Annotated in this window: 13 protein-coding genes and 2 tRNA genes; 6 read left to right on the top strand and 9 right to left on the bottom strand. The window is 38.9% G+C overall.

All coding sequences use genetic code 11. From position 1 onward, the window contains the following. Position 1: 1 nt before the first annotated feature. From EAX61_RS07475 to EAX61_RS07440, 8 genes are all read right to left on the bottom strand, one after another. Positions 2-568, bottom strand: a complete 567-nt coding sequence (locus EAX61_RS07475; protein WP_121917058.1) for an autotransporter outer membrane beta-barrel domain-containing protein — start codon at positions 566-568, stop codon at positions 2-4. A gap of 12 nt (positions 569-580) precedes the next feature. Continuing rightward, complete coding sequence (locus tag EAX61_RS07470; RefSeq protein ID WP_121917057.1) at positions 581-820, bottom strand: CDGSH iron-sulfur domain-containing protein; 240 nt, start codon at positions 818-820, stop codon at positions 581-583. A gap of 113 nt (positions 821-933) precedes the next feature. Next, the gene (gene bla, locus EAX61_RS07465) at positions 934-1,602 is read right to left on the bottom strand and encodes a subclass B1 metallo-beta-lactamase (protein ID WP_236642002.1); all 669 of its coding nucleotides are present in this window, start codon (positions 1,600-1,602) and stop codon (positions 934-936) included. 107 nt (positions 1,603-1,709) lie between these two features. After that, positions 1,710-3,065, bottom strand: a complete 1,356-nt coding sequence (locus tag EAX61_RS07460) for a DEAD/DEAH box helicase (RefSeq protein ID WP_121917055.1) — start codon at positions 3,063-3,065, stop codon at positions 1,710-1,712. A gap of 56 nt (positions 3,066-3,121) precedes the next feature. Next, positions 3,122-6,085 carry a T9SS type B sorting domain-containing protein gene (locus EAX61_RS07455; protein ID WP_121917054.1) on the bottom strand — a complete coding sequence of 988 codons (2,964 nt, stop codon included), beginning with the start codon at positions 6,083-6,085 and terminating at the stop codon, positions 3,122-3,124. Positions 6,086-6,317: 232 nt separating this feature from the next. Then, complete coding sequence (capB, locus tag EAX61_RS07450; RefSeq protein WP_121917053.1) at positions 6,318-7,574, bottom strand: cysteate-C-fatty acyltransferase; 1,257 nt, start codon at positions 7,572-7,574, stop codon at positions 6,318-6,320. 136 nt (positions 7,575-7,710) lie between these two features. Next, positions 7,711-8,751 carry a cysteate synthase gene (gene capA / locus EAX61_RS07445; RefSeq protein ID WP_121917052.1) on the bottom strand — a complete coding sequence of 347 codons (1,041 nt, stop codon included), beginning with the start codon at positions 8,749-8,751 and terminating at the stop codon, positions 7,711-7,713. 138 nt (positions 8,752-8,889) lie between these two features. Then, a complete protein-coding gene (locus tag EAX61_RS07440; RefSeq protein ID WP_121917051.1) occupies positions 8,890-11,022 on the bottom strand; it encodes a S9 family peptidase in 2,133 nt (710 codons plus the stop codon). 63 nt (positions 11,023-11,085) lie between these two features. On the opposite strand from EAX61_RS07440, the gene EAX61_RS07435 reads away from it, so the two are divergent. The 4 genes from EAX61_RS07435 (at position 11,086) to EAX61_RS07415 (ending at position 15,149) form a co-directional block, all read left to right on the top strand. Next, complete coding sequence (locus EAX61_RS07435; protein ID WP_121917050.1) at positions 11,086-11,409, top strand: YbaB/EbfC family nucleoid-associated protein; 324 nt, start codon at positions 11,086-11,088, stop codon at positions 11,407-11,409. 81 nt (positions 11,410-11,490) lie between these two features. After that, on the top strand, positions 11,491-12,504 hold the full coding sequence (locus tag EAX61_RS07430) for a pirin family protein (protein WP_121917049.1): 1,014 nt from the start codon (positions 11,491-11,493) through the stop codon (positions 12,502-12,504). A 129-nt stretch (positions 12,505-12,633) separates the two neighbouring features. Further along, a tRNA-His gene (locus EAX61_RS07425) sits at positions 12,634-12,709 on the top strand. A gap of 1,123 nt (positions 12,710-13,832) precedes the next feature. Further along, positions 13,833-15,149, top strand: coding sequence for a dipeptidase (locus EAX61_RS07415; RefSeq protein ID WP_121917217.1), 1,317 nt, complete (start codon positions 13,833-13,835; stop codon positions 15,147-15,149). A 71-nt stretch (positions 15,150-15,220) separates the two neighbouring features. Here the strand turns inward: EAX61_RS07415 and EAX61_RS07410 are convergent, their stop codons facing one another. Then, positions 15,221-15,760: a hypothetical protein gene (locus EAX61_RS07410; protein WP_121917047.1), complete on the bottom strand. Its 540-nt coding sequence runs from the start codon at positions 15,758-15,760 to the stop codon at positions 15,221-15,223. A gap of 271 nt (positions 15,761-16,031) precedes the next feature. Here EAX61_RS07410 and ychF point away from each other — a divergent pair, with 271 nt between their 5' ends. After that, positions 16,032-17,126 (top strand): redox-regulated ATPase YchF, encoded by a 1,095-nt coding sequence (gene ychF, locus EAX61_RS07405; RefSeq protein WP_121917046.1) that lies wholly within the window; start codon positions 16,032-16,034, stop codon positions 17,124-17,126. Positions 17,127-17,244: 118 nt separating this feature from the next. Beyond that, positions 17,245-17,329, top strand: a tRNA-Ser gene (locus EAX61_RS07400). Positions 17,330-18,277 lie beyond the last annotated feature (948 nt).

The raw sequence follows: 18,277 nt of genomic DNA, 5'->3' as shown, positions 1-18,277 counted from the left end.
CTTATTTACTTACTCCTAACGGAAAAGATATACCAATAGCTGCGGCACCGGCTACCTGCTCAACGCTATCCTGAAGGTAGTATACAAAAGCCAAATCAACCTTCCTACTCTTTCCTAGCTCTAAGCCTAAGGTTATAGGGACGTGAGGAATTACCCCATTTTTTTCAAGAAATATCGTAGGTGTAAATGTCGTGAATGATCCAAAGGAAGCTCCAGCTCCTAATTCAAAATAAGGCGCCACGTAAGGTATAGGAATCGTAAGTCTAATTTTTCCTCCCAATAAAAATGCTCTTGACGTAACGTCAAATTCTAGCTCCCCATCTTCAACATCGTCGCTATCTTTACTTGTATAAATAAAGCCAGCATAAGGTCTTAAGTCAATCCATTTAGAAACTTCTAAAACATATTCACCTTGGGCATAGACACCGTTACCATTAATATCATAATCTTCATTGGGTATTGTAATGCCCAAACCCACAGATGCTTTTATAGAAGTACTTTTAATAAACTGTCCTTTTACATTGTGGCAAACAGTCAATAAAAGAATAAAGATTACTATGTTTCTCATAGGATAATTATATCACTGATGCGACCCATCGCAAAATGGTGGATTCTTGGTAAGCTTACACGTACAGATGTAGTAGGTTTTTGTTTCTTCTGCTTCAAAGCGTAGGTTTGGGGTGCTTTCGGCAGCTCTGTGGCCACCGTCACAAAAAGGTTGATTCTCACTATGCCCGCAGGTACACCACGAGTATTTCTTTCCTGCTTCTAAGTCACAAGCTATGGGAGCATCTCCTCCCCTTTTTTTATTGTTTTCCATATCAAAAGCACCTCGGTGCAGTTTAAAATTAGTTTTTCGAGTTCAAGTTCGAGTTCGAGTTCGAGTTCGAGTTCGAGTTCATAAGGGAAAGATACTTCGAAAGACTTTTGGAATTATTCTAAATTACCAACGACTTTGTCCTGAGTGGGTTGGAACAGATTAATAGTATAGTCCAGTAACTCCTGACCTCCGTACATTCCGTGACCAGGAATCACTAAGCTTGCATCAGGATAAGCAATTTTAATTTTGGTTACAGTTTCTGACCACATTGTAACATCGGCATCTGCTAAATTTCCTTTTCCAGCATTCAGACTTTTTATCATACATCCACCAACTATCGTTTGCTGTGATGGAATATAGGACACAATATTATCACGAGTATGTGCAGCACCATAATAGCTGTTATATATAGTATCACCTTTGATGACCACCGTTTGACGTTCAGTAAAGGGGTTGGTGATTTCTAGCGAATCTCTAACGAGTAAGTTTGCTGTTTGTTCAGAAGCATAAGATGGGATATTTGCTTTTGCAAAAGCGTTCAAACCACCCGCAGCATCTTTATGAAAGTGATTAATAACAACACCTTCAATTTTTGCACCTAAATCTTCTTGAACAAAATCAATTAATTGCCTAGAAATAGAATCGTTGAGCGGTGTATCAAAAATAATTGCAGATCCGTCATTCACATAGATAAAGCCATTACAAGGAACAAAAGCCCCGCTTTCTAGCTTCATAAACGAAGTGTGAATGTAATTATGATCAGAAAGTTTGACAATTTCCATAGGCTTATAATAAGGGCCTACTTCTCCTCTATTTCTGTTTATACAACTTCCTAAAAATAATGTGGTTATACTAAAAAAGCAAAACACGTAAATCCATCTGCGCATTACTACTTCTTGTTTCTTCTGTTATAATTTTTATCACCTCTAGTTTTGGGCTTCTTGTATTTTTGTGCAATCTCACGACGATACGATCCTCCTTGGTTTATCTTACTATTTTTCTCACTTTTTGCGTGAAATGCTGGTCCTGGAGCATCCTCATCATTACTATTCCACTTGTGGGGATTAAATATTTCCTTTGCTTCTGGACGCTCTTCTGGTGTAAGCTCTTTAGAAAATGACACGTGCGCTGGCCATTTTTGTAACGGAATTTTAAAATCCATCAATTCCTCAATACCTTCGAGATTATCCTGCTCTGCAGGTGTAGAAAATACAATTGTGGTTCCCTGACGTTCTGCACGACCTGTACGGCCTATGCGGTGCAAGTAATTTTCAGCATATTTAGGAACATCAACATTAATCACGTGCGTAATATCATCTATATCTAGTCCCCGCGCCATCAAATCTGTTGCAATAAGTAATCGTACTTTACCTTCGGCAAAACGACCGATACTGTTTAGGCGGTAATTCTGTGTTTTATTAGAGTGTATGACATCCGTTTGTCCTGGGAATGCTTCTTCGAGGATTTTATATAGCCTGTCTGCCATACGCTTATCCCTTGTAAAGAGTAATACTTTTGGGTACGCTTTCGCGAAAGCTAACTCCTCCAGAAGTAAATTTACTTTAGAATAAAAGTTAGGTGCCTCGTATCGTTTTTGAGTAATATTTTCTAACGGTGTTCCACTAGCGGCAACAGCTATCTGTTCTGGATTACTAAAAAAATCAGATATAAGAGCATCTACATCCTCCGTCATCGTTGCCGAAAACATAATATGTTGTCTACGTTTGGGAAGAATGTCAAAAATATTCATCAGCTGCGGGCGGAAACCTAAATCCAGCATCACGTCTACCTCATCTATAACAATTTTCTGGATAGATTTAAGCTGAAGCACACGGCTCACAGCCAGATCATATAATCTACCAGGTGTTGCTACAATAATATCTTGACCTAGAGAAACAAGCTCTTTATGACGATTTATATTTACTCCTCCATAAACCCCAGCTACGCGCACGTCTATATAAGTTGCGAGTTTTTCAATTTCCTCTACGACCTGAACGACAAGTTCACGAGTAGGAACCAAGATCAGAACTCTGGGGTGGTCCTGGCGGCTGTAAGGCAAGCTGCGTAATATAGGCAGCATATAAGCAAAAGTTTTACCCGTACCTGTTTGGGCAATTCCCACAACATCACGACCTGACATCACTGGTGAAAACGCTTGTTCCTGAATGGGAGTAGGTGTTTCAAAACCTAAGTCGTCCAGGGCATTCCATAAAAATTTGTCGAGGTTTAGATCTTTAAATGTCATAATTTATCTTGGGCGACAAATCTAGCGAAATTAACGTTATTTTAAGATGTATTTTCCTATCTATTTAGATAAACCCATCCTGTTATATCGTCATAATCATCTGTATACAATTTCAATACATAAAAATATGTTCCCGTGGGCAACTCACTCCCACCAAAGCCCTTGTTGGGAGTGCCATCCCAAAATCCATCATCCATAGAACCTTCAAAAATGAGATTTCCTAATCGCGAATAGATAAATAGTCTATAATCAAAAACATTTTGAATACCTGTGATTTCAAATGTATCATTTACGCCATCGTTGTTTGGCGAAAAGCCATCTGGAACAAAAGGTGGGCAGTTCTCAATGGAAATATCGAATTTTGCAAGACGATAACAAGTGTCTGGATTATCATCATCTATCCTTATAAAAACAGTCTCTGGAGAGGTGGTGTTTGTATAATTAAAGGGGTTTTCAATGGGATTTTCCTGATTCAAAGCGTCAAGCGCATTGAAATAATATCCCTCTACAAATTCCTGTGCGTCCAGATTTAAATCGTCTATATTTTCTGATAGATCAAAAATCGACCTTTCAAAACCTTCATTACATTGCACAATATCTGGAAGTGTGATTGTAGGTGCCGTTGCATCTACAAAAAGCATAAAACTTTTTACGTCAAAACAATCTCGATCTAACGGGTTCTCAAGACGCACAAATATCTCTTGGGGATTTGTAATGTTTGTATAAATTTCGTCCGTATTTATAGGATTATCTCCCGTGAGCGCTTCATTTGTAAGTAGGTGATATGAAATAACAAACTCTTCTTGATTGTTCAAAACTTCACTCTCTTGAAGGGTCAAGTCAAACTGAGAAACGCCATCATTAGAAATATCATCACAAACACGCTGGTTATTAAGTACTGGGATTATAGGCTGCTCAAAAATTTTAAGTAAAAATGAATCTGTCGAGAAACAGACATTGTCTTCATCTTGAACAATTCTTAAAAAAATGGTCTGCGGATTGCTCGTGTTTGTAAAATCAGAAGGGTTCAGTACGGCATCTATGCCTGCGTTTGCATCCTCCTGTGAAATATGAAAGGTTACTACAACATCTGTTTGATTTCCAGTCGCAAGTGCTTCATTTATACTGAGGTCAAAGGTGTCTACACCATCATTTTCTAGTCCATCACAACGAATTAAATCCTCTAGCGAATTTTGCACCACCGCAATGTCATCTACCTCAATGGTAAAGCTACTTACAGCAATACACCCTTCTAAACGTCTACTTGTAAGACGTACATAAATTATTTGCGGGCTTGCAATATTCTCATAGGTCTCAGGATCTGCGATTGGATTTTCACCAGAAAGCGCATCCTCTTCGGATAAGTGAAATGTAATTATAACTTCCGATTGCCCATTTAAAATAGTTTCGTTCTGAAATGTCAAATCAAATATGGCAACACCATCGTTGCTCTCATCATCACATACTTCGGTATTATCTAGTGCTTCAATTATAGGTAATGGAATTACCTCAAGCATAAAAGGTACAGACGCAAAACAACTCGTGTCTGCATATAATTCCAATCGTATAAAAATATCTTGAGGATTCTCACTATTTTCAAATGCTTCTGGATTATTTATGGGATTTACACCGTTATCTGCATCTTCTTGAGTAAAATGATAAGTAAGCGTTACATTCGTCTGATCACCTATGGCTAAGGTGGCATTTGATGTAAAGTCAAAAATTTCGACACCATCATTGCTCGCATCATCACAAACTATAAAATCCTGTGGGGGCGCAGCAATAAAAACACTGTTAAAATTGACCTCGAGCGGCTCTGATTCATTGTTATCTTCATTCGTTTCATTTACGATTCCAGTACCGTTACCTGTATCATCTACCACGGCAATGAGGTCAAACTCATCTGGAATAGATGTAGGAATAACTATCGTAGCGGTTCCTGTAAGGTTTTCACCTATTCCAATGACAGCGGTGGTGGTTGCATTTCCCACTAGAATTTCATTTGCATAAAAGGCAATAGGTGTATTTGCTGGTAGTGCTTCAGTTCCTTCATTAGAAACGGTATAAGTGACAAACACGTCTCTTGCCTGACACTCAACCGTTGCATTATCTAATGCAATGAGCGCATCTGGCAACGTAGAGTTCAGGACTGTAATAATGTTATTTATCATTACAAAGTCTTGTCCTGAAGTAAGCTGGATCGTCGCACTCATATCCCCAATATTTATATTATCTTCTATATCGTAAAAGTCAATATCCATATTATAGAGATCATTTGCACCCGTAAAACTATTAGTACCGTTAAACTGATTATTCTCTGGATTAAGAGGCGCATTGCTTAAAAGATTTCCATTTATAGATAACGTTTCGTTCACTGCAAGACCTGCGTCACCCTCCCAAGCTATAAAACCTATTTTGGCATCTTCATTATCTATAACATTCAGATTTTCGAGCTCTATTTCTAAAGTGTTTACCGTAGAAGAGACACTTTGCAATCCATCAAAAACATTTACCTGATTGAGTGGTAAATCAAAATCCCTAAAGATGACTGTAATAGCCCACCCAGCAAAGTTTGTCCCAGATGGGCAATAGGCAGGAATCTGATCGCTTACGTCAAGCTCGCTCAGGGTGTAATCTCCTGGTCCTTGATTTTGAAGTATTTCGGTCACATCATAAAATGCTGCAAAAAACACTCTATTTTCATCTATACTATCTTCAAAAGTTCGGCTCGCTGTAATAGGAATACCATTTAAAGCTACATCAAAATCTCCTGTTCCGGTTCCAGCCCAATATAAATAGGCCGCTTGCACAAATTGATCATCCTCAAGTTCAAAAGTGGCGGCACTTTCGGCTAGAATATCGCAGGCGCCTCCTCCTCCATTCTCTTGAAGGTTCATCGTATTTCCAAAAGCCTTGTAATCAAAATTGCCATTAAACGTAACCAATGGAGAGATTTCCTGTGCATTTACATACAGGCTTAAAGTGGCTATAACTAAGAGAAGAAAATAATTTTTGTTCAAAGGAATATAATTTCCCTATAAATGTAAGATTTCTTTTGGGAAGATGTATGCTTTCGCGAAAGCGGAAAAACATTAGAAAGATATTATAGCGTTTCGAACTCTCAAACCAATATCCTTAACATCAAAATATCCCTGTAAACATAAAGTATTTGTACAAAACGATAGAGATACAAAAAGAAAGACCGTTTAGTGTTTACTAAACGGTCTTAAATATTATGAGATATTTCAATTACTACTCAAAAGCAGCGGCTACACTCGCCGAAAGTCTCTTGTAAGTTCCATTCTCTAAACGCTCACGAATTGAATCAAAAGCATCTAATGTTTCTTCTACGTCTTGCAAAGTATGCGAAGCGGTAGGAATCATACGAAGTAGGATTAACCCTTTTGGAATTACCGGATACACTACAATAGAGCAAAAAACACCGTGGTTTTCACGTAAATCCTTAACAAGAGCCATTGCTTCAGGAATACTTCCTTTAAGATACACTGGTGTCACACAAGATTGTGTTGTGCCTATGTCAAAACCTCTTTTCTTAAGTCCGCCTTGCAGAGCGTCTACATTCTCCCATAACTTCTCGCGAAGCTCTGGCATTGTGCGCAGCATATCAAGACGCTTTAAAGCACCTACAACGAGTTGCATCTGTAAGGACTTGGCAAACATCTGTGAGCGCAAGTTATACTTTAAGAAATCTATAATTTCTTGGTCTGCTGCAATAAATGCTCCTGTACTTGCCATAGACTTTGCAAAAGTGGCAAAGTATACGTCAATTTCATCCTGAACTCCTTGCTCTTCTCCAGCTCCTGCACCAGTTGCTCCTAACGTTCCAAAACCATGTGCATCATCTACAAGGAGTCTGAAATTATATTTTTTCTTTAAAGCGACTATTTCTTTTAATTTCCCCTGCTCTCCTCGCATTCCAAAAACGCCCTCAGAGATCAGTAAAATTCCTCCACCTGTCTGTTCGGCAAGTTTAGTTGCTCGTTCCAGATTTTTTTCGATGCTTTCCATATCGTTGTGCACGTATGTAAAACGTTTTCCCATATGGAGTCGTACGCCGTCTATAATACAAGCGTGAGAATCTACATCGTAAACAATTATATCGTCTTTACTCACTAAAGCATCGATAGTAGATAGTATTCCTTGATATCCAAAATTGAGCAGATACGCGGCATCCTTTTTTACAAATTCTGCAAGTTCATTTTGAAGTTGTTCGTGCAATTCTGTATGACCACTCATCATACGTGCTCCCATAGGATACGCACTTCCATAATCTGCAGCTGCCTGAGCATCTACAGCTCTCACTTCTGGACGGTTAGCCAGTCCTAAATAATCGTTGACACTCCAAGTGATAACTTCTTTCCCTTGGAATCCCATTCTATTTGAAATAGGTCCTTCTAGTTTAGGGAAAACAAAATACCCTTCTGCTACTGATGCCCACTTCCCTAAAGGCCCTTTGTCCTTATAAATTTTGTCAAATAAATCCGCCATAGTCAAATTTTCAATCGAAGCGCAAAACTACATAATTTTGCAATCTCTACCTAATCACATTTGTACGTTCAAAAGTTCTGAAACCAAAAACTCCCACTTAAAAAGCGGGAGTTTCTGTATGATGAAAACCATAATTCTATTTAACGTATTCTATCGCTTGAGCTTCTTCTTTTGTCTGACTGTCAAAGAAACCTTGTTCAGACATCCACTTATCACTAAAGACTTTACTCATATACCGACTCCCGTGGTCTGGGAAGATTACGACAACTTTGCTGTCTTTATTAAAAACACCTTCGGCAGCAAGTTGCTTTACTCCCTGAACGGCAGCGCCGCTTGTGTACCCTACAAAAAGCCCCTCTGTTGTTGCAATCTCTCTTGCGGAGTGTGCACTCTCCTCATCAGTAACTTTTACAAAACGATCTATATAATCAAAATCTGTAGCCGACGGGATTAAATTTTTCCCTAATCCTTCAATGCGATACGGGTAAATCTCTGACGCGTCAAACTCTCTAGTCTCGTGGTATTTCTGTATCACAGATCCATAAGCATCGATACCGATGATCTGGATATCCTTATTTTGAGACTTAAGATAGCGCGCTGTACCAGAAATTGTTCCGCCGGTACCGCTACAAGCTATGAGGTGTGTGATCTCTCCCTTAGTCTGGTTCCAGATTTCTGGACCCGTCGTAGCAAAGTGAGCATCTATATTAGAACTATTAAAGTACTGATTGATATACACAGAACCTTTCATCTCCTCGTGTAACCTTTTTGCTACACTATAATAAGACCTAGGATCATCTGCGCTTACGTGTGCTGGACATACATATACCTTAGCTCCCATCGCTTTAAGGGCGTCTATCTTATCCGGAGAAGATTTTGAACTTACCGCGAGGATACATTCATAGCCTTTGATAATACTTACCATAGCAATACTAAAACCAGTATTACCCGAAGTAGTCTCAATGATGGTATCTCCAGGTTTCAATACACCCGCACGCTCTGCTTCCTCTATAATATGAAGGGCGATACGGTCTTTAGAAGAGTGTCCTGGATTGAATGCTTCTACTTTTGCGTAGAAATCTCCATCAAAATCTTTAGTTATCTTGTTGAGTTTAATAAGAGGTGTGTTACCTACAAGTTGTAACACATTATCAAACACTTGAAGTTTTTCGTCCATACGTTTAGGTTAGATACTGTGCTTGCATAATAGGTTGGTTACAAAGCACAAATCGCGACAAAAATAACACAAATTTTTAAAACGAAACGGTTGTTGGGTTTGCGTTAACACCCATTTATGAACAGCTTTTGTTCATTATTATTCTGTAATATTCTCTAAATCAAGTAGAAAAGCAAAGTCTTCGGCGATTTCTTTTAGTGCTTCAAAGCGTCCCGATGCTCCCCCGTGCCCTGCTTCCATATTTACGTGAAATAAAATCTGGGTGTCCGCGGTGTTTGTATCACGCAATTTTGCAACCCATTTGGCAGGCTCCCAGTATTGCACTTGGCTATCGTGATATCCCGTGGTAACAAATATGTTTGGGTACGCTTTCGCGAAAGCGTTATCATAAGGACTATAACTCTTCATATAATCATAGAACTCTTTATCATTAGGATTTCCCCACTCATCATACTCCCCTGTCGTAAGCGGAATACTATCGTCCAGCATTGTCGTGACCACATCGACAAAAGGAACTGCCGCAAGAACGCCATTATATAACTCTGGCGCCATATTTACAATAGCTCCCATCAAAAGACCTCCAGCGCTACCACCATAAGCATACAAATGATCTGCCGAAGTATAGTCACGCGCAATGAGGTGTTTTGAAACATCAATAAAATCTGTGAACGTATTTTTCTTCTTAAGCAGTTTTCCATCTTCATACCAAGGTCTCCCGAGATACTCTCCGCCACGCACGTGAGCAATGGCATATATAAATCCTCTGTCTAAAAGTGAAAGCCTAGTGGTAGAAAATGAAGGGTCTGTCGTGCTACCGTAACTTCCATAAGCATATTGCAATAGCGGAGCGCTTCCATCCTTCTTAGTGTCTTTATGATAAATAATAGAAACTGGAATCTTACCACCATCGCTGGCCGTTGCCCAGATGCGCTCCATTACATAATTGTCCTTATCAAAATTTCCGCCTAGTACTTCTTGCTCCTTGAGTACGGTCTTCTCCTGTGTGTTCATATCAAACTCAATGACAGAACTTGGCGTGTTAAGCGCATTGTATGCGTAGCGTAGTGTCGCCGTGTCAAAATCAATGTTTGTCGTAGGGTATGCGGTATAGGTTTCATTATCAAAGGGCAAGTAATAATCTGCCATTTCATCCCAGCGCATAATTCTGATTTTATTCAGACCGTTTGCCCGCTCGCTTACTACAAGAAAGTCCTTGAAAATATCGATATCCTCCAGCAGTATGTCCTTGCGATGCGGTATCACTTCTGTCCAGTTGCCACTTTCGGTTGCAGTAATGGGAGTTTTCATTAGTTTAAAGTTAGTGGCATCATCCATATTTGTCATTACGTAAAAGAAATCTTCGTAATGAGCGATGCTATACTCCAAACCGCGTGTGCGGGATTGGAAAACTTTAAAATCTGATGTACCGCTTTCTGCAGACGCAAAACGGTATTCACTCGTAAGCGTACTACTTGACCCTATAATGATGTATTTCTTTGACTTTGACTTATAAACGTAGCTATAAAAAGTCTCGTCATCTTCTTGAAAAACTAACTCATCCTTAGATGGGTCTGTTCCTAGAATATGCTTAAAAATTTGATTAGAACGCAATGTCTCCGGGTCTTTACGAGAATAATAGACGGTTTTATTATCGTTTGCCCAAACAGCACTTCCCGTAGTATTTTCAATTTTCTCTGAAAATAATGTACCAGTTTCAAGATCCTTAAAGCGGATGGTGTATTGCCGTCTACTCACGGTATCTACGCCAAAAGCTGCAATTTTATTATCATCAGAAATACTATATCCTGCCTGGCTAAAATAGGACTCACCTTCTGCCATTACATTATTATCAAAAACAATGATCTCCTCGTTTTCTAAGGAGTCCTTCTTACGACAAAGTATAGGATAACCCTTTCCAGTCTCAAAACGGGTATAATACCAATAGCCGTTATTTTTATAAGGAACCGAGGCATCATCTTCCTTAATACGCCCTTTCATTTCCTCAAAAAGGTCTTTTTGAAAATCCTTAGTATGAGCCGTCATCTTATCGTAATAGTCGTTCTCGCGCTCAAGATAATCTATGACCTCGGGACTATCACGTTCATTCATCCAGAAATAGTCGTCTACTCGTATGTCTCCGTGCTTTTCTAGGTTTGTAGGTTTCTTTTCGGCGACAGGCGGCTTTATATTTTTTGTCAAGGGACGGTTTTGTTTTTGATTACAGCTCGCAAAAATAAGGCTTACGGAAGCAAGTAAAGCGTAATATTTCATTCTTCAGAATAGTTTGGCTGCTGAAATTAATAAATTTGTAGCAAACACATTAAAAACACAATTATGTTTGGAGATATGATGGGCCTTATGGGCAAGTTACAAGAAGCTAAAGCAAAAGCTGAAACCACAAAGCAACGATTAAAAACAGTCCTTGTAGATGAACAATCCTCAGACGGCTTATTTAAGGTTACCGCAAGCGCAGATGGTAGGATAAAGACATTAGATATTGATGATAAATTATTGCAGGACAAGGAAATGCTCGAGGACTATTTAATTATCAATTTAAATAAGGTTTTAGAGAAAGCGCATCACATACACGACACAGAAATGGCCGCGGTTGCTAAGGAGGGAATGCCAGATATTCCAGGGATGGATATGTTTAAATAAAAAGTATGCTTTCGCGAAAGCGAATTTATAAACTAAGCACTTGTCTACAATTGAGCTGCCAATAATGCTATAAAACCTTATATGACTGCAATAAAAAAAATAAAGCAACTAGGACCACAATGGGAAACACAAGATCCATTTCTTTTTTGCGCTTACCATCTGGATAATTACCCTAAAGGTAATGCAAACTTGGGCCCAGAGGCCTCTCTTGCAGATCGCAATATCGGGATGGACTTTGCTCCAAATCCAGATGGATGGCGGATGTATCACGGCAAGACAGTTCCTGGTTTTCCCGCACACCCTCATCGTGGTTTTGAAACAGTAACAATAGTGGAGCAAGGCTTTGCAGACCATAGTGACTCTCTGGGTGCTGCTGGACGCTTCGGGAATGGCGATGTACAATGGATGACTGCTGGGAAAGGTGTGCAGCATAGCGAAATGTTTCCGCTATTGAATGAAGATAGAGAAAACCCATTGTTGTTATTTCAACTTTGGCTCAATTTACCCAAGAAAAATAAAATGGTAGAGCCACATTTTAAAATGTTATGGAATGAAGATATCCCTGTACATTCTTTTAAAGATAAAAATGGTAAAGAAATCACTATAAAAATAATTGCTGGCGATTACGACAAAACAAAAGCTCCTTTAACAGCTCCGGATTCTTGGGCGGCAGACCCTTCAAACAAAGTTGCTATTTGGCTTATAACAATGGAAGCTGGTGCATCTTGGGAAATCCCAAAAGAAGTTGAGGCTGTTAATAGGTCGTTATATTTTTACAATGGTGACGAAATAGAAATTGAAGATTTCCATATCCCAATTAATCACGCAATTGACCTAATAAGTGGTAAAGAAGCGAGAATAAATAATGGAACTAATAAATCTTCATTTCTTTTCTTACAGGGAAAGCCCATTGCCGAGCCAGTGGCTAAGCAAGGACCTTTTGTTATGAATACGCAACAGGAGATAAATGAGGCAATAATGGAGTTTCGTAGGACAGAATTTGGTGGCTGGCCTTGGCCCACTTATGACCACACCCACCCTAAAGAAAGAGGGCGATTTGCGTTGCACGCAGATGGACATGAGGAGATTAAGTAGTTATAGCAGGAGTCTGTAAACTGCTACTCAATGATTTTTTAAATTCTTTTTGTAAAATTTTAGTGCTTTTTGACAAAATGTATTGCAAGAATTGAAGTAATGATTATCTTTGCAGTCGCTAATTAAAATGGTGGTTGTAGCTCAGTTGGTTAGAGCGCTGGTTTGTGGTACCAGAGGTCGCCGGTTCGAGACCGGTCTTCCACCCTTTCTAAAGTCCTCAGAGCAATCTGGGGACTTTTTTTATTCGATAAAAAATAAGTTTGATTTAAAAAAATGTCGTCACGCCAACAGCGTGATCTTCCACCCTTTCTAAAGTCCTCAGAGCAATCTGGGGACTTTTTTTTGTTCAAAAAATATAAGTTCGATTTTACAAAAAAAATGTCGTCACGCCAACAGTGTGATCTTCCACCCTTTCTAAAGTCCTCAGAGCAATCTGGGGACTTTTTTTTGTTCAAAAAATATAAGTTCGATTTTACAAAAAAAATGTCGTCACGCCAACAGCGTGATCTTCCACCCTTTCTAAAGTCCTCAGAGCAATCTGGGGACTTTTTTTTGTTCAAAAAATATAAGTTCGATTTTACAAAAAAATGTCGTCACGCCAACAGCGTGATCTTCCACCCTTTCTAAAGTCCTCAGAGCAATCTGGGGACTTTTTTTTGTTCAAAAAATATAAGTTCGATTTTACAAAAAGATGTCGTCACGCCAACAGCGTGATCTTCCAACCTTTCTAAAGTCCTCAGAGCAATCTGGGGACTTTTTTTTGTTCAAAAAATATAAATTCGATTTTATAAAAAGATGTCGTCACGCCAACAGCGTGATCTTCCAACCTTTCTAAAGTCCTCAGAGCAATCTGGGGACTTTTTTTATTCGATAAAAAATAAGTTTGATTTAAAAAAATGTCGTCACGCCAACAGCGTGATCTTCCACCCTTTCTAAAGTCCTCAGATCAATCTGGGGACTTTTTTTATTCGAAAAAACATAAGTTTGATTTAAAAAAATGTCGTCACGCCAATAGCGGGATCTTACAACCTTTCTAAGGTCACCCTAGACATTTTGGAACTTTCTCGACCATTAAGCTTCTAAAAATTTCTCTTTTGTGCTACAAATAGAACTTTCCTTTCTTGTTCAAATTATTTCTTCAATCCCGGTCTCAAAATTATCACCTACAATCAACAAAACTAAATATTTAGTTTTGAGCCTTATCCACTAGTCCAATAGTTGATTATGCTTTCGTAAAGATTTGTTTATAATCTCTTTTAGGAGCAAAATCAATAATCAAACAAGTGTATTTATTACGTACCTTAGAAACTCAAATTAATGATAAGACAATGAAAAACAATCTTAAGATAATTGCTTTATGCCTGCTGTTAATCGCATGCAAGGATCAAGTAAGCGAACAACCAAAAGAAATGACAGAAGCCGAAATTATTGCAGAAGCTAAAGCCATACACGAACGCGTAATGACGCTAGACACGCATTGCGATATTAATGTCAAAAATTTTACAGACAGTATCAATTATACCCAGCGACTTACCTCTCAAGTAAACCTTCCTAAAATGATCGAAGGCGGTCTGGACGTGCCGTGGTTCATAGTTTACACAGGTCAAGACTCGCTCAATGCAGAAGGCTATAAAAAGGCGTATGAGAATGCCATTTCTAAATTTGACGCTATCCATAAACTTTGTAAGGACATAGCACCAGACCAGATACAACTTGCGACAACTTCTGCTCAAGCACGCGAAATTTGGAAATCTGGAAAAAAAGTAGCGATGATAGGCATCGAGAATGGATACCCTGTGGGAGAAGACATAAGTAATGTTGCCCGTTTTTATGAAATGGGCGGACGCTATATGTCTCTCGCTCACAACGGTCATAGCCAGTTAAGCGATAGCAATACTGGTGAGGAAGACAACGTCTGGCTACATAACGGATTAAGTGATTTAGGAAAAGAAGTAGTAGCCGAAATGAACAGATTGGGAATGATGATAGACGTCTCGCACCCCAGTAAGGAAGCAATGCGTCAGATGATCGAACTCAGTAAAGCACCACTTATCGCCTCCCACTCTAGCGCAAGAGCACTTTGCGATCACAGCCGTAATCTAGATGATGAACAGTTAAAGTGGCTTCAAGAAAATGGAGGCGTTGTACAAACAGTAGCCTTTAAAAGTTACCTAAACACAGAGAAAAATGATAAGCGCGCCGAAGCAGAAAATCAAGTTCTTAAAAAAATAGCCGACTCTATGGGCGTGACTTATATGGAACGCAAAGATGTAATGGTATTACCAGTCGCAGAGCGTATGGCTTACTATGAAAAATATCAGGAAATGTTACCCATCCAAAAAGCAAAACTCGCCAAAATGGACAACCTCCCTCCTGCAGTAAACGTTGCCGACTTCGTAGACCATATAGATTACCTAGTTGAAAAAATGGGACTCAAGCATGTAGGTATAAGTTCGGATTTTGACGGTGGTGGTGGCATAGAAGGATGGAGCGACGCTTCTGAAACTATTAACGTGACAGTAGAGCTAGTAAGGCGTGGCTACTCCGAAGATGAAATAAGCGCTTTATGGAGCGGTAATTTATTACGTGTTCTGGATGAAGTACAGGCTATAGGTCAAGAGCTCCAAGGCCAAGGCCAAGGATAACTATATTGATTTTACTCAAAAAAAAACACTCAACAATTTGTTGAGCGTTTCTATTGGGTCCCTATCAGGATTTACTTACGTATCTTTTCAGATTTGGCAGTCATAGGTCTCTTTACTTCGTATTTAATAATAGTCATAGTATCTTTTTCATCATCATACTTTTCTGAAACTAAATTTCCATCTTTATCGAAGTAGCTTACAGACGTTTCATCCCCAGCACGCATTAAGTATACATCTCCTCTAGCTAATTTTGTTAGGGTAGCGACTTGAGCACTATTATTGTCATTAGATTGTGTTACTGTAAATCCACTAGGAGTTTCCGTTAATTTAAAATCTGCATCATCAAAGGTATACGTCGTTTCTGTACGCACTTTTGTGTTTGCGGCGATTAACCTTTGATTCGTTTTACCAGCATCTGCTGGATCGAGCATTTTGTCGGTTACCTTAGTTGTAGTTGTTTTCTTGGTTACGGTTTCATTACCTAAAGCAGTTTTTACTGTTGTCCGCACTGTAGATGTTTCTTCTACCTTATCTTCCATTGATTTTTCCTGAGCCTGCGTTGCACCTACTGTACATAATGCAAAGGCTGCTACATAAAATATCGTTTTCATAATTATTAGTGTTTTAGTTTATGATGTAAAAATAAAGTGACAGCCTGTTAAGAATGATTAAAGCAGTCACAAGGATTTACTAAAGTTGAAAAAGTCAGCCACTAATTAACCAAATTTAACAGAAATCAGCATCGTTGTAGTTTAAAGCTGGTGTTTGGAATTTTATTTTTCAATTACCATTATCTTTGCACGCTCGTAAGGCGGTAAATGAGAAGACCGCTTTCGCGAAATTTACTCTGAATCCATTTCAGAACGTACTAAAAAACAATATATGAAAGCCGGAATTGTAGGATTGCCTAACGTAGGAAAATCAACGTTATTTAACTGTTTATCTAATGCCAAAGCACAGAGCGCAAACTACCCCTTCTGTACTATTGAGCCCAATATAGGTGTGGTAAATGTACCAGACCCACGGCTTGCCAAACTTGAAGAACTTGTTAGCCCAGAGCGCGTAATCCCTGCTACGGTGGAGATTGTGGACATTGCAGGTTTAGTAAAAGGAGCGAGTAAAGGTGAAGGTCTAGGGAATCAATTTTTAGGGAACATCAGGGAGACAGATGCGATTTTACACGTGTTGCGTTGTTTTGACAACGACAACATCGTTCACGTAGACGGAAGCGTAGACCCGATAAGAGACAAAGAAACTATCGACATCGAACTTCAATTAAAAGACCTAGAAACTGCCGAAAAGAAACTTGAAAAAGTGAAGCGTGCGGCTCGAACGGGAAATAAAGAAGCTCAAGCCGAAGAAGCGGTACTACTTAAAATAAAGGAAGGGCTCGAGAAGGGGATTTCTGTAAGAGCCCTAGATATTGATAAAGATACGCGCGATGAGTACGTAAAACCGTTACAGTTTATTACGGATAAGCCTGTTATGTACGTGTGCAATGTAGATGAAAATAGTGCCGTGAGCGGTAATGCCTATGTTGATAAAGTACGTGAAACCGTAAAAGATGAAAATGCAGAAGTCATTGTTCTAGCCGTAGGCACAGAAGCAGACATTACAGAGCTAGACGATTATGAGGAGCGCCAGATGTTCCTTGCAGACATTGGTCTGGAAGAACCTGGTAGTGCAAAACTTATACGTGGAGCTTACAAACTTTTGAATCAGCAAACCTATTTTACGGCTGGTGTAAAGGAAGTACGCGCTTGGACGGTAAATATAGGTGCTACGGGTCCTCAGGCAGCTGGGGTTATTCATACAGATTTCGAAAAAGGATTTATACGTGCCGAGGTGATTAAGTATGAAGACTTTGTAAAGTATGGGTCAGAGTCTAAAGTGCGCGAGGCAGGAAAATTAGGAGTTCAGGGTAAGGATTACATTGTTCAAGATGGTGATGTGATGCACTTCCTTTTTAATGTATAATATTGATTTATAAGTAATTCTAATTTCTTATTAAAAAACCTCAAGAAAGGGTTGTTGTAAAAGAAAAAGGGGTGTATATTTGCACCCGCATTCAGGGAATACCTGATGAGGCACTCAAGGAGAAATGGCAGAGTGGTCGAATGCGGCAGTCTTGAAAACTGTTGAGGGTCACACCTCCGGGGGTTCGAATCCCTCTTTCTCCGCTTAGAGCAAAGCTCGATTTTCTGATGAAAATCGGGCTTTTGTTTTTTTAGGAAGCGTTTAAAGCCCAGCTTTGGTAAGCGGAGTAAAATACAAAAGCCTGATATCGCGATAGCGATATAGAGCTTTATTGTCACTAGGGGAGATTGTAGGGATCAATGGAATTAATCCCACTTTCTCCGCAAAATGCCCCGTTATCGCAATGATATCGGGGCTTTATTTTTTTAGTTGATAGTAACGTTGACAATTCTCGAAGGTTTATTGCAAGTTTCAGAAAAAGCTTTTGAGATAGTCAAGATCAACATATATTTAGTTTTCAACACCGTCTAAAATCAAATCACCTAAATTATCATTTCGGCTTTGCGAATACTCACTCTTCCAAAGGTTACAAAAGTGATTCTTATGATATTTCCCGTAGAGTTTCCCGTCTGCAGTTATAATATTCCGTTGACAGGAGTAGGTTTTCCAATACGCTTTTTCTAATTCTGGCGCTCCATTTTCTTTAACTATTTTGAATCAAAAACTCCGTAAATCAGAGATTTACGGAGTTTTATACTTGATATCGTAAGATATCTGTCAATAGCAAAAAAATAAAACTAAGCAATTAGAATCCTCGTTGCTATAAAAGTAAAATTATAAGTTCACGAAAAGCCATTACAACACAGCTCGGTCTAATCTTTCGCTACAATAATGGTTTATAATAGTTTTACCTCTCATCCCTATACTTCAAATTTCTTTTATCATATGAATAGCCTTATCCTATTTCCTTATTAATGAATTGATTGAAATATCTATCATATAGTTAATAATGATTGCGATATTCTAATCTTTTAATGTTTGAGTAAGACACAAACCATAAACATAACAAATTGGGTACGTTTTAAGTATTTAATTTAAATGTGAGTACGCTTTCGCGAAAGCGTACTGCGCTATAAAAATATTCATATTAT

Origin of the sequence: Dokdonia sinensis (assembly GCF_003688895.1) — a bacterium.
In the GTDB taxonomy this organism is placed as follows: Bacteria; Bacteroidota; Bacteroidia; order Flavobacteriales; family Flavobacteriaceae; genus Dokdonia; species Dokdonia sinensis.
This window is presented reverse-complemented; position numbering and strand designations above follow the sequence as displayed.

Excerpts from the sequence above, each read along its gene's own strand:
- EAX61_RS07475 (WP_121917058.1), bottom strand. The coding sequence starts at position 568 with ATGAGAAACATAGTAATCTTTATTCTTTTATTGACTGTTTGCCACAAT.
- EAX61_RS07470 (WP_121917057.1), bottom strand. The coding sequence starts at position 820 with ATGGAAAACAATAAAAAAAGGGGAGGAGATGCTCCCATAGCTTGTGAC.
- bla (WP_236642002.1), bottom strand. The coding sequence starts at position 1,602 with ATGGAAATTGTCAAACTTTCTGATCATAATTACATTCACACTTCGTTT.
- EAX61_RS07460 (WP_121917055.1), bottom strand. The coding sequence starts at position 3,065 with ATGACATTTAAAGATCTAAACCTCGACAAATTTTTATGGAATGCCCTG.
- capB (WP_121917053.1), bottom strand. The coding sequence starts at position 7,574 with ATGGCGGATTTATTTGACAAAATTTATAAGGACAAAGGGCCTTTAGGG.
- capA (WP_121917052.1), bottom strand. The coding sequence starts at position 8,751 with ATGGACGAAAAACTTCAAGTGTTTGATAATGTGTTACAACTTGTAGGT.
- EAX61_RS07440 (WP_121917051.1), bottom strand. The coding sequence starts at position 11,022 with ATGAAATATTACGCTTTACTTGCTTCCGTAAGCCTTATTTTTGCGAGC.
- EAX61_RS07435 (WP_121917050.1), top strand. The coding sequence starts at position 11,086 with ATGTTTGGAGATATGATGGGCCTTATGGGCAAGTTACAAGAAGCTAAA.
- EAX61_RS07430 (WP_121917049.1), top strand. The coding sequence starts at position 11,491 with ATGACTGCAATAAAAAAAATAAAGCAACTAGGACCACAATGGGAAACA.
- EAX61_RS07415 (WP_121917217.1), top strand. The coding sequence starts at position 13,833 with ATGAAAAACAATCTTAAGATAATTGCTTTATGCCTGCTGTTAATCGCA.
- EAX61_RS07410 (WP_121917047.1), bottom strand. The coding sequence starts at position 15,760 with ATGAAAACGATATTTTATGTAGCAGCCTTTGCATTATGTACAGTAGGT.
- ychF (WP_121917046.1), top strand. The coding sequence starts at position 16,032 with ATGAAAGCCGGAATTGTAGGATTGCCTAACGTAGGAAAATCAACGTTA.